Origin of the sequence: Nodosilinea sp. AN01ver1, assembly GCF_050565655.1 — a bacterium.
In the GTDB taxonomy this organism is placed as follows: Bacteria; Cyanobacteriota; Cyanobacteriia; order Phormidesmidales; family Phormidesmidaceae; genus Nodosilinea.
Genome location: NZ_JBNXVS010000007.1, coordinates 33,566 through 45,132, shown reverse-complemented (window position 1 = coordinate 45,132; position 11,567 = coordinate 33,566). Strand labels below are relative to the sequence as shown.

The 11,567-nt window shown below is 57.6% G+C and carries 12 protein-coding genes and 1 tRNA gene; 10 read left to right on the top strand and 3 right to left on the bottom strand.

Annotation, left to right across the window (positions count from 1 at the left end; genetic code table 11):
- The first annotated feature begins 131 nt into the window (after nucleotides 1-131).
- The 6 genes from ACQ4N7_RS08250 (at nucleotide 132) to ACQ4N7_RS08225 (ending at nucleotide 3,991) form a co-directional block, all read left to right on the top strand.
- Entirely contained in the window at nucleotides 132-374 is a 243-nt protein-coding gene (locus tag ACQ4N7_RS08250) for a hypothetical protein (RefSeq protein WP_430711134.1), read from the top strand.
- Nucleotides 349-708: a type II toxin-antitoxin system PemK/MazF family toxin gene (locus ACQ4N7_RS08245; protein WP_430711133.1), complete on the top strand. Its 360-nt coding sequence runs from the start codon at nucleotides 349-351 to the stop codon at nucleotides 706-708. The genes ACQ4N7_RS08250 and ACQ4N7_RS08245 overlap by 26 nt, the downstream gene beginning before the upstream one ends.
- A 29-nt stretch (nucleotides 709-737) precedes the next feature.
- On the top strand, nucleotides 738-1,265 hold the full coding sequence (locus ACQ4N7_RS08240) for a hypothetical protein (protein ID WP_430711132.1): 528 nt from the start codon (nucleotides 738-740) through the stop codon (nucleotides 1,263-1,265).
- Nucleotides 1,266-1,379: 114 nt separating this feature from the next.
- Entirely contained in the window at nucleotides 1,380-2,330 is a 951-nt protein-coding gene (locus ACQ4N7_RS08235) for a putative selenate ABC transporter substrate-binding protein (protein ID WP_430711131.1), read from the top strand.
- Complete coding sequence (locus ACQ4N7_RS08230) at nucleotides 2,314-3,087, top strand: phosphonate ABC transporter ATP-binding protein (RefSeq protein WP_430711130.1); 774 nt, start codon at nucleotides 2,314-2,316, stop codon at nucleotides 3,085-3,087. The genes ACQ4N7_RS08235 and ACQ4N7_RS08230 overlap by 17 nt, the downstream gene beginning before the upstream one ends.
- 133 nt (nucleotides 3,088-3,220) lie before the next feature.
- Entirely contained in the window at nucleotides 3,221-3,991 is a 771-nt protein-coding gene (locus ACQ4N7_RS08225; protein WP_430711129.1) for an endonuclease/exonuclease/phosphatase family protein, read from the top strand.
- A 117-nt stretch (nucleotides 3,992-4,108) separates the two neighbouring features.
- On the opposite strand, the gene surE is transcribed toward ACQ4N7_RS08225, so the two are convergent.
- Complete coding sequence (gene surE / locus ACQ4N7_RS08220) at nucleotides 4,109-4,792, bottom strand: 5'/3'-nucleotidase SurE (protein ID WP_430711128.1); 684 nt, start codon at nucleotides 4,790-4,792, stop codon at nucleotides 4,109-4,111.
- A 110-nt stretch (nucleotides 4,793-4,902) separates the two neighbouring features.
- Here surE and ACQ4N7_RS08215 point away from each other — a divergent pair, with 110 nt between their 5' ends.
- Nucleotides 4,903-5,445: a Uma2 family endonuclease gene (locus tag ACQ4N7_RS08215; RefSeq protein WP_430711127.1), complete on the top strand. Its 543-nt coding sequence runs from the start codon at nucleotides 4,903-4,905 to the stop codon at nucleotides 5,443-5,445.
- Between the two features lie 65 nt (nucleotides 5,446-5,510).
- Here the strand turns inward: ACQ4N7_RS08215 and hemB are convergent, their stop codons facing one another.
- Nucleotides 5,511-6,491 carry a porphobilinogen synthase gene (gene hemB, locus ACQ4N7_RS08210; RefSeq protein ID WP_194051473.1) on the bottom strand — a complete coding sequence of 327 codons (981 nt, stop codon included), beginning with the start codon at nucleotides 6,489-6,491 and terminating at the stop codon, nucleotides 5,511-5,513.
- 335 nt (nucleotides 6,492-6,826) lie between these two features.
- Here hemB and ACQ4N7_RS08205 point away from each other — a divergent pair.
- The 3 genes from ACQ4N7_RS08205 to ACQ4N7_RS08195 all read left to right on the top strand — a co-directional run bounded on the left by ACQ4N7_RS08205 (nucleotide 6,827) and on the right by ACQ4N7_RS08195 (nucleotide 9,408).
- A tRNA-Lys gene (locus ACQ4N7_RS08205) sits at nucleotides 6,827-6,898 on the top strand.
- 243 nt (nucleotides 6,899-7,141) lie between these two features.
- A complete protein-coding gene (fba, locus tag ACQ4N7_RS08200) occupies nucleotides 7,142-8,221 on the top strand; it encodes a class II fructose-bisphosphate aldolase (RefSeq protein WP_430711126.1) in 1,080 nt (359 codons plus the stop codon).
- 269 nt (nucleotides 8,222-8,490) lie between these two features.
- Nucleotides 8,491-9,408, top strand: a complete 918-nt coding sequence (locus ACQ4N7_RS08195; protein WP_430711125.1) for an inositol monophosphatase family protein — start codon at nucleotides 8,491-8,493, stop codon at nucleotides 9,406-9,408.
- A gap of 77 nt (nucleotides 9,409-9,485) precedes the next feature.
- Here ACQ4N7_RS08195 and ACQ4N7_RS08190 read toward each other — a convergent pair whose 3' ends face one another.
- The gene (locus ACQ4N7_RS08190) at nucleotides 9,486-11,360 is read right to left on the bottom strand and encodes a DUF4114 domain-containing protein (protein WP_430711124.1); all 1,875 of its coding nucleotides are present in this window, start codon (nucleotides 11,358-11,360) and stop codon (nucleotides 9,486-9,488) included.
- Between the last annotated feature and the right edge of the window lie 207 nt (nucleotides 11,361-11,567).

Below are 11,567 nucleotides of genomic sequence, written 5' to 3'. Positions count from 1 at the left end.
AGGAACACCAGCACTTCCACAGTGGGCTCGTCGTAGGACCAACTGGTTAACCCTGGTCTTAAACACGAGGTAATCGTTAGGCCCTTGGGCTACCCTTAAATTAACCTTGATAAGTCCACCCACCGAATTTTATGAAAGCTTACGAGCTACCGGCAACGGTCGCAGCCAATGGTCATTTAACCTGGCCAGAGTTTCAGCTAGATCCTGCGCTCAAAGATGCTCAGGTGAGGGTAATTGTTTTGGTCGAAGAGAGCACTGACATAGAAGAGGATGAGTGGTTACAATCCGCTGCTCAAAATCCTGCCTTTAGTTTTCTCTACGATTCCGAAGAAGATATTTACACTGTGAATGATGGCAAGCCCTTCGAGCCCTAGGGGTAAAGTTGTTCTCGTGCCCTTCCCGTTCGATGACTTGTCGGCCACCAAGGTAAGACCTGCTGTTTGTGTAACCCATGCCATCGGTCCTTATCAGCAGGTTCTGCTGGCGTTCATCACCAGCCGCCTTCCAGAAAATCCATTGGCAACTGACATCATTTTCGATGTATCTCATCCTGAATTTGTTAGCAGTGGGTTGCGTAAGCCATCTGCTTTGCGATTGCATTATTTGATGACGGCTCGTACTTCGCTCATTTTGAGAGAACTGGGTGCACTGTCAGAAATAGCCCAAGCAGATATAGCTGAGCGGCTGTGCCGTCTTTTTGCCAATTAGTCTCTGCCCATTCAGTTTTTTAGTGTCCCATGACCGACGACCCTCGCGATCGCGCCCAAACCCAGTATGCCTACGGCCAAACCGCCTTTGAGCGGGGCAACTACCGCGAGGCCGTGGTGCACTTCGAGGCTGCCCTAGATGCGGCCAAAGCCACCACCCCACTGGGGGGCCAAATTCAGACCTGGCTGGTGAATGCCTACAGCGCGGTCGGGCGGCAGCAGGACGCGATCGCCCTCTGTCAGGCGCTGGCCCGTCATCCTGATCTAGAAACCCGCAAGCAGGGCAAAAATTTGCTCTATATTTTGCAGGCCCCTCAGCTCCAGCGCCCCACCAACTGGATGACAGAAATTCCAGATTTAGACAAATTGTCTGCCGATGGGGCGCAGAGTTTGGGCCAGGCTGGCTATGGGGGAACCAAGGCGGCCTCTCGTCCCCGGCCCAAAGTTGAAGAACCAACCATTGACCCCAGCGAAATTAACAGCAAAGACAACGGATTTCTGTGGGCAGCCCTGATTGGGGTGGCTCTGGTTTTGGGCGGCTTGCTCTGGCTGAGCTAGAAGCATTACGCCCGTCTAGACCCGAAGCCAGCGAGATCCCTGGGGGAGGGCATTGCTTTGGGTAGGATCCACACGTATGATTTAAGGCTGTTGTTTAAGCCGCTACCTAAAATCATGCTGAGCATTCGTCGTTCGTGGCTTGCAGGGGCATCTAGTCTGCTACTGCTGCTGCCTCTGGGAGCCTGTGCCCCCTCCGCGCCAGAGCCGGGTGCGTCTGAGGAAAGCGGCGCAGCCACCGAGCAAAACGTAGTTCCCCTGACGGCGGGGGCGATTCCCGACCAGGACCCCGAAGAGCTGCAGCGACTGTACACCAAGCTGGCTGACTACCTGGAGGCCGAGCTAGGGGTGCCCGTCGAGTACAAACCCGTGACCGACTATGCCGCCGCCGTCACCGCGTTTAGGGTTGGCGACCTGGATTTAGTGTGGTTTGGCGGGCTGACTGGGGTACAGGCTCGACTGCAGGTGCCGGGGGCACAGGCGATCGCCCAGCGCGACATCGACGAACAGTTCCACAGCGTGTTCATTGCCAACGCTGCCACAGGCCTCACAGAATTCACCGATGCCCAGGATCTAGCTCAGATCAAGGGGCGCACCTTTACCTTTGGCAGCGAGTCGTCCACCTCAGGGCGACTGATGCCCCAGTACTTCATGGAAGAGGCCGGTATCGACACCGCCCAGGACTTCAAAGGCGAGGTGGGCTTCTCGGGCAACCACGACACTACGATTAAGCTGGTCGAAGCGGGCACCTACGAAGTCGGGGTGCTCAACGAGCAGGTGTGGCGCGATCGCGTCAGCGAAGGGGCCGTTGACACCTCAAAAGTCGCCGTCGTCTGGCGCACGCCGTCCTACTACGACTACCACTGGGTAATTAGCCCTGGGGTCGATGAGCGCTACGGCGAAGGCTTTGCCGAAAAGGTGCAGGCGGCGCTGATGGCCCTCGACCCGGCAGTACCCGAGCAAAAAGAAATTCTCGATTTGTTTGGGGCCGAGCGGTTTATCGCCACCAGCAACGACAACTACGCCGAGATTGAAGCGGTGGGCCGCAAAATTGGCAAAATTCAGTAGCGGCAAATTTGGTTACTCTGGGGCAATTTTTCAGCTAGAGGGGGTGAGCTGCCGCTTTGGGGCGGTGACAGCCCTGAGCGACTGCAGCCTGGCGATCGCCCCCGGCGAGCGCGTTGCCCTAATTGGCCCCAGCGGCGCAGGCAAAAGCACGCTGCTGAGCCTGCTCAACGGCAGCCAGGTACCCAACACCGGGCGCGTGGTAATCATGGGGCAAGATATCTGCTGTTTGAAGGCTAGAAAACGACGGCGAATTCAGCGGCTGGTGGGCACGGTGTATCAACAGCACCATCTGGTGGGCAACCTGGCCGTGGTTCACAATGTCAACGCCGGGCACCTGGGCCGCTGGTCACTGCCCAAAGCGCTGTGGTCGCTGGTGTGGCCCCAGGCGGTGCCCCAGGCGGCCCAGGCGTTAGCTCAGGTGGGCATTGTCGATAAGCTCTACGCTCGCACCGATCGCCTCTCGGGCGGGCAGCAGCAGCGGGTGGCGCTGGCGCGGGTGCTGGTGCAAGACCCCGCCGCCATCCTCGCCGATGAACCGATTTCGAGCGTGGACCCGGAGCGATCGCGGGCGATGATGGACCTGCTGCGCCAGCTGAACGAAACCACCGGCAAAACCCTGGTGATCAGCCTTCACGAGGTGGAGTTTGCGGTTAAATACTGCGATCGCATCATTGGCCTGCGCCAGGGCCAGATTCTCTTTGATGCCCCTGCCACCCAGCTCAGCGACGCTATGCTGGCCGAGCTTTACCAGCTCTAGGCCAATCAAAAACTCCGAAAGGGCGGCAGGCAGGCCGTTTTGTATTAAAGAATATATGCAAAAGCCGGGTTCTCAGGCTTAAGTAGTGGCTGTTACAGAGATTTTCTCTGTTTCACCCGTCTACTGACCCAGAATGAAAATCGCCACCTGGAATCTTGAGGGTGCGCTGCCCCAATCGGTGCAGGCTGAGCGCCAGCGCCAATGGCTCAGCCGCATCGATGCCGACATTTGGATTTTGACCGAAACCCATCTGGACATTACCCCTGGGGAGGACTACCGAACGGTAGCCAGCGGCCTGCCCGATCGCGCTGGGGCAGAGGGCGAGCGCTGGGTCCAGATTTGGGTTAAAGCAGGCGAACTGGTGCCCATCGAGACCACCGATGCCGCCCGCACCGCCGCCGCCCTGCTCACCCTGGCCAGCGGCCAGCAGTGGGTGGTATATGGCACCGTGTTGCCCTGGCTAGAGAGTAGCTGGCGATGGTCAAAGACCGGCCAACATGGGCCAACGTATCCGGCCGCTAAGGGACAGGCCTTTGCCGCCGCCCTGGCGGCTCAGCAGGCCGATTGGCAACGGCTGCGAACAACTTATCCAGAGGCCGTCCTAGCCGTGGCTGGAGACTTCAACCAGGACTTAAACGCCCTGCACTACTACGGGTCGCGCCGCAACAAGCAGGCCCTGCGGCAGGCGCTAGACAGTGTAAAACTGACCTGCTTTACCGCTGGCGAAAACGACCCCGTCCATCGGCTCATCCACGGGCAGCACTCCAACATCGACCATATCTGCATTACGTCTGATGTGTCGGCGCACTTTCAACAGTCCTTTGTCTGGCCCCAGCGGCTCGACGATTTGCGCGGCCTGTCTGACCACTTCGGCGTTGGGGTTGACCTTAGCTTCGAACCATAGTGGATGGTAGACGCTTTACATCTGTAGCCAGTCTAGTGAGGACAGTTTCCCTAAACACGTTTGCACGCTCGAACGTTTCTCAGGCTTCTGGAAGGCTTAACCCGATTGGCTATGGCCTTACCACAGGCAAATTTTCGTCACGGCAATGTTGCCGCCAAAACAAATGGCCACATCTGAATCGGGGTCATGGCGGCGCTGGCTGTAGTCACCCACGTAGTAAAACTGACCCTGATCCACCCTGAACTCGGTGGGCAGGGGCTGGGTACAGGTGGTGCAAAAAATAATTTCCGGGTCGGGGTCGCCCGGCTGCAGGTGGGGTAAATTCACATTCCAGAAGCAGCCCTGGGGCAGCGCCTCGGCCATCAGTGTCTCAAGCACTTGAGCCGCCAGGCGAGTCGCTAGCCCCCAGTCGATCGGGCGACGGTTTTGAATGTAGTGAGAAATAGCAATGCCCGGCACCCGCAGCAGGGCTGCTTCTCGCACGGCGGCGACGGTACCCGACACGTGAATATCGGCCCCCATATTGCCCCCGGCGTTAATGCCGGAGAGCACCCAGGTCGCATCCGGGCACAGGTGGCTGACCCCAACACGGGCGCAGTCGGCTGGGGTGCCGCTAATGGCAAAGGCAGATTCTTCTCGCTGGGCGATCGCGATCGGGCCACCCCGGTTCATCTGGTGACTGCAGCCCGACAGATGGCGATCGGGGGCCACAACACAGGTGGCCCGTCCCCTCAGCGCCTCGCGTAGAGCCGCAATGCCAGGAGCATCGATGCCGTCGTCGTTGGTGAGAATAAAGGTCATGGGTGGGCAGCTAGAATTTCTCTGCTTGCAGCATAAGCTTTAAGCTCCCTAGGTGAACCAGTAATCAACCCATACAATAAGCTCAGATACCTCTGACAGGAGGGCAAGCGATGGGTTTAACCGTTCACGAACTAGCCAAACTGCAAGCCGACTATCCCGACTACCGGATGGAATTGGTCGATGGTGAGGTCAAGATTATGAGTCCATCCGGCTATGAGGCCGATGAAGTTTCGATTGAATTGGCGGCCCAAATTCGTAACTGGGTGCGGCCTCGCCAGCTGGGTCGAGTTACGGGGTCGAGTGCGGGCTTTGTGCTGCCCAACGCTGACACCCGCGCCCCGGATGTCTCCTTTGTCAGAGCCGAGCGGCTGCGCCGTAGCCCGCGATCGTTTGCCGAACTGGCCCCAGACCTGATGGTAGAAGTCAAATCGCCGACCGATAGTGTCGCCAAGCTGCGAGACAAGATTCAGGAATTCTTGGTGTTGGGCACCCAGGTCGGTATTTTGATCAATCCCGAAATCCAGCAGGTTGAGATCTATCGGCTGGGGCAAGAGGTCATTGCTCTCAGCAACGAAGACACACTTACAATTCCTGACCTGCTGCCCGGCTGGGAAGTCGCCATAGCGGATCTATGGCCCCTGGTATTTGAGTAACCCTACGAACACAGACCCCAGGGTTTTTCAAAAACCCTGGGGTCTAACCCCCACCATGCCAACCCCTACCCAATCCAGCGGGCGACGTCTTTGGCGTGGTAGGTCAAGATCAGGTCGGCCCCGGAGCGCTTAAAGCTGGTCATGGTCTCCATCACCACCTTTTGCTCATCGACCCAGCCGTTGAGGGCGGCAGCCTTGACCATTGAGTATTCGCCCGACACGTTGTAGGCGGCCACGGGCAGGTTCGTCGCCTGCTTTACCCGCCAGATGATATCCATGTAGGCCAGGGCGGGCTTCACCATCAGCATATCGGCCCCTTCGGCAATATCCAGCTCAATTTCTTTGAGCGCTTCGGTGCCGTTGGCGGGGTCCATCTGGTAGGTGCGGCGATCGCCGAACTGAGGCGCACTCTCCGCCGCATCGCGGAAGGGGCCGTAGTAGGCCGAGGCATACTTGGCCGCGTAGGAAAGAATCGGCGTATCTTCAAAGCCGTGCTCATCTAGCCCGGCTCGAATCGCCTGCACAAAGCCATCCATCATGCCCGAGGGCGCGATGATATCAGCCCCCGCTTTGGCCTGAGCTACGGCGGTTTTCTTCAGCAGCTCCAGAGTGGGGTCGTTGAGCACGCGCCCGCTGAGGTCGCCCACTTCCAGGTAGCCGCAGTGGCCGTGGCTGGTGTATTCGCACAGGCAGGTGTCGACAATCACCACCAGGTCGGGCACCGCTTCTTTGACCGCCGTAGTGGCCTGCTGCACAATGCCGCAGTCGTGCCAGGCTCCGGTGGCGTCGGTGTCTTTATCGGCGGGAATACCAAACAAAATAATGGCGGGAATGCCCAGGTCGTAGACTTCCTTGGCTTCTTCCACAATTTTGTCGACCGAGAGCTGGTAGACCCCCGGCATTGACGATACTTCCTTGGCGAAACCTTCGCCGGGCACGGCAAACAGCGGATAGATCAAATCGGCCTGGGTAACCAGGGTTTCTTGCACCATGCGGCGAAGTTGCGGGTGCTGGCGCAGACGGCGAGGGCGATGGGTGGGGAACATGGCCTGGGGTGAGAGGTCTCTAAGAATGAAGCTTCATTAAACTAAAGCTTCATTTTGGAACGAAAACAAGCGCTTGGTTACGTTCCGTAACGTCTGCCCCAGCAGCCGCGCTAAGACTGCGCTGGCTTGGGAGGGAGACTGGTCAGATATCGGGTCTATTATGTATGGCGATGATGGGCAGGCTGAGCTACAGGACAGGGTGTGCCTAAGATTTCCCTATGTCTGGAGCCGCGATCGCCGCTTTAGCCAACATTTATTTTTTGCCAGCGTCATTAGGCGAAAACTATGTGCTAGGATTCTTAATCGTGCTTGAGATAAGCACAACACCAAATCACGGGTCGCTAGCTCAGCGGTAGAGCACTCGGCTTTTAACCGATTGGTCCTGGGTTCGAATCCCAGGCGACCCATTTTTTACCATTACCTTTTTCTCAGGTCATAGAACGCGTGGTCTGTGCCCCGCAGTGTTTTATGATGGGGCAGAGTGGAGGGGTGAACACATCCCTACTGGGTGGGGAGGTCTTTTAAGCTTGACTTTAGCTTTTGCAAACATTTCGTCATACATCATCCGATCTATCCTAAGATTGATGAGTAAGGCTACCTACTTAAACGACTCAAAGGCCTAACGGCGAGAACACACTAGGAGGAATTTTATGGCGCTTGTCTCACTGAGGCTACTGCTGGATCATGCCGCTGAGAATGGCTACGGCATCCCGGCTTACAACGTAAACAACCTGGAGCAAATTCTAGCCATCATGAAGGCTGCGGATGAAACCGATAGCCCCGTGATTCTGCAAGCATCTCGCGGTGCCCGCTCCTACGCTGGCGAAAACTTCCTGCGTCACCTGGTGCTCGCCGCAGTCGAAACCTACCCCCACATTCCCGTGGTCATGCACCAAGACCACGGCAACTCCCCCGCCACCTGCTACTCGGCTCTGCGCAACGGCTTCACCAGCGTCATGATGGACGGCTCTCTCGAAGCTGACGCCAAGACCCCCGCTAGCTTTGACTACAACGTGGCCGTCACCCGCGAAGTGGTGAAAGTGGCTCACTCGATCGGCTGTAGTGTTGAGGGTGAACTGGGCTGCCTCGGCTCCCTCGAAACCGGCGCGGGCGAAGCCGAGGACGGTCACGGATTTGAAGGTACCCTCAGCCACGACCAGCTGCTGACCGACCCCGATGAAGCGGTGCAGTTTGTTGAGGCCACCCAGGTAGACGCTCTGGCTGTCGCCATCGGCACCAGCCACGGCGCGTACAAGTTTACCCGCAAGCCCACGGGCGAAATTCTGGCCATCAGCCGGATCGAAGAAATCAACCGTCGCCTGCCCAACACCCACCTGGTCATGCACGGGTCGTCTTCGGTACCCCAGAAGTGGCTGGATATGATCAACCAGTACGGTGGTCAAATTCCTGAGACCTACGGTGTGCCCATCGAAGAAATTCAGAAAGGCATCAAGAGCGGTGTGCGCAAGGTCAATATCGACACCGACAACCGTCTGGCCATCACCGCCGCTATCCGCGAAGCCGCTGCCAAGGATCCTTCCAACTTTGATCCCCGCCACTTCATGAAGCCTTCGATGAAGTATATGACCGAAGTGTGCGCCGAGCGCTACGACGCCTTTGGCACCGCCGGTCAGGCCAGCAAGATCAAGCAGGAGCCCGTGGAGGTTTATGCCGTCAAGTATGCCAAGGGCGAACTTGACGCTAAGACTGCCAAGGCCGCTGCGGTTTAGACGCTGCGCGATCTCAGGTTCTTCAGGGAATCTGGTCTAGCTTGAAATGAAGCAGGGTCTCTTTGTTGAGGAGGCCCTGCTTTTGTTTTTTCTGAATGTTGGAGCGTAAGTCAGTGGGTCTGATTATCTATAAGCTGCATTTCGACTCCGCTCAACGCTCGATCCGCGACCTAGCCACCCTGCAAATTGGGGGCCAAGATCCACAGCGGGAAAACAAATTTGCCGCCCTTGACGTACATTAGGGGTGCTCTGCCGCCAAACCATTTTCTATGCTGCCTCCAACTACCCCCCGAGAAATTCTGGCGGCTCTGCTGCCCTACCTCAAAACCGCTGGGGCCTATGCCCAGCAAATTCAGGCGCAAATTGTGGCCCAGCCCGACAAAGACGGCAAGGGCGACAATTTTTTTGCCTCGGCTCTCAGCGATGCCGATCTGTCGATTCAAACCATGATGGAGGTGGTGCTGCTGGGGCTGTTTCCCCATGTGCGCTTCTACGGTGAGGAGCACGAGCAAACCTACAACACCAAGTACTTTCGCGCCATTGACCTCGGCCCGGCGGGCGACTACCTGATCACCCTCGACCCCATCGATGGCACTCAGTTTTATCTGGATGGTCACTCAAACTATCAGATTATTTTGGCGATTCTCAATGCCGATGAGTACGAGGCGGCGATCGCCATTACCCCCAGCCAGGACATCTACTACTACAGCATCCGGGGCGAGGGTACTTTTAAGGGCAGGTTGGACCAATCCCTGGAGGACTGCACTCAAATCAAGGTTGAGAACCCCAGCCCGGCAATTTGTCTGGGCTGGCAAATGGGGGCGGTGGTACCCCACATTGGCGATTCGCGGAGCGATCCCTGCGGGAATCGCTACCGGGTTTACCACACCAAGACCGACTACTCCAAACAGACTCAGATTCCCAACTTTAATGGATTGCTCAGCGGCGACCTGGCCGGGGCAGTGCTGGCTAAGGGGCAGTTTATCGACGGGGCCGCGCTGGCCTTTATGGCTCAGGAGATGGGCTACATCGTCACCACCTTTGCAGGCGACCCACCGCCGCCGCTGCACACCTGCCGCGATTACCTCCGCCCCGGCATGGTGATCGGCTGTTCTAAGGCTGTCCACGCCGATCTACTGGCCGCCGTCACCGCCGCCCGCTTGACGAGAGCTATCCCTAACAGGTAGGAAAAACCGGCAGAGGGATGGTGTCCAGCGGTGTCACCATCCCCCTGCCGCCTCGGTCTCTGGCCCTTAAGGCCAATCTAGACAGGCTGGACGTTGATTTTGACCACTAGGTCGTCGTAGTCCAAATCCCCGCCCCCGACTAGATCCTCAAACCCAAAGGTGTTGTCACCCAGCAGTTTGACCTGGTCAACGCCCTTGGGGTTAGCTCCTAAGAAGGGAAAGAAAACTGCCGGGTCGTTGGCAGAGTTGCCATCGAGTAGCTGCTCAATGGTGCCGTTGCTAATCAGAAACGGAGCCAGGACTTGATCGCCTGCTACCGATACCGTCAGCCGTTGGGTGCCGCGGTTTTGTGGGGAAATTAGCGGCTGACCAGCCCACTGGCGAACAGCCGCCTGGATATAGCCCGTGTCGCCGGGGTTGAGCGCATTGCCAAATTCGTCTAGCACCGTGCCCTGGGCATTCTCAATGCGGTAAAAACCAAGCGTGTTGTTGTTGGCCGCCTCCCGCATGACCTCTAACTCCAGCTGCACCTGGCCCGTGAGCCCTCTTAGATCTAGCAGCTCAGACTCTTGGCCCCCTTGCAGATTAGCCCCCAGGATGGAGCCCTGATTGCCAAGCTCAACTCGAAAGACGAAGTCGTCGAACTGTTGGTCGTTGTTGAGGTCCCAGTTGAAGTCGAGCCCGCTGCCCGTTTGGGATGTACTAAAGCGCAGCGGCTGGTTAGGGCTGGAGTTGAAGAGGGGGCTGGCAATGGTTACCTTACCTGGCCCACCCTGCAACACCGAATCGAGCGTGCCGTCTTGAATCAGGAAGAAGGCGTAGAACCGGCTGGGGTCAAGGGTCAGCTGTCGGGAGACAGCTAGCCCCTGGATGTCTGAATCTCCCAGGGTGGAGAAGACCGTTTTGGCCGTCGGCAGGGCAGTGGCAATGTAGTTGGGGTCGCTGGGGGCAATGCCCTTGATGTTGCCCTGGGCGTCATCTAGCTCAAAGAAGCCAATTTCTACGGCCCCGGCCCGAGATGGCTTGACCACGCTGAAGGTGCTCCCAGCTGGGTCATTGACGCCCTCTAGCGTGAGCAGGTTGTTGCCTGTCACCCCCAGATTGCCCAGGGGAACTTGGGGGCCAGGATTGATTGGGCCGGGATCTACCGGGCCAGGATCCACTGGGTTGGGGTCTATGGGGCCGGGGGACACCGCCGGAGTAGCCAAAAAGTCAAAGGACAAAATTTGGTGGGACTGGGCAGGGCCGCCAGTGGACGCTGTAAAGCCAACGTAGCCGCTGGTGCCGCCGAGAATGGCCTCCAGGCTGGTGCCCTGGGTTGGCAGATTCAACGAGAAGGCTGCTGTCGCCGGTTTGGGCGGGTTGCCGCCGGTAGCTAGAAAAACCGCAAGGGTTTGGGTGGTACCGTCGTAGTCAATCCAGGCTGTATGGATAGATCCATCGTTGAAGTCGAATGCGTCAAACGCTGTCTGAAAACCCTGGGGAGAGCTACCGAGAATGCGATCGCCGTTGCCGTCAATTAGAGCGATTTCGATGGTGTTGCCGCCAGCATCGGCAATGCCGTCAAAAATTTCACCGGCCCCATTCCCAAAGGTGTCTAGCTCAATAACCAGGGCGTTGGTGATGGAGAATGCCGCTGGATCCCGCAGGAGAAAGGGACGATAGCCTAGCCCAGGGGCAGTGCCCCCCAGAGCATTACGACCAGCGGCATCGTTGTGGACAATAAAGGTGAAGCCTTCTGGATCCCCGGCAACACTGGTTTGAAACTCAAATTTGGTGCTAAACGAGGTGTCGTTTTTGAGTTCAATCTGATCGGAAAAGGCTGCGCCTGCCGAGTCGTTTCCCGGCGCAACGGGTGTCAAACGCAGAATACCGTTGTCAAAGGCCGCCACATTGACCCGCCCATTCCCTGGATTGCCAGGCAGTAGGCTGGATAAACTTAAGGTTGTCATTCTCTCACCAAAACAGAGTTATAGAGTTCAAATAGTTGAGTAGTATTCCTGGGTGCTAGACCGTGAGGTCAAGGACGTACCTGCCCTTGCGACCTGTGGAGGTAGAGCAGCCCAGGCAAAAGGCTGGCGCAGGAAAAAACACCCATCGCCACACTGTTTCTGAACTGTTCCAACGTTCTAAAGGGGGCCGATCTATTCGGGAGCGCC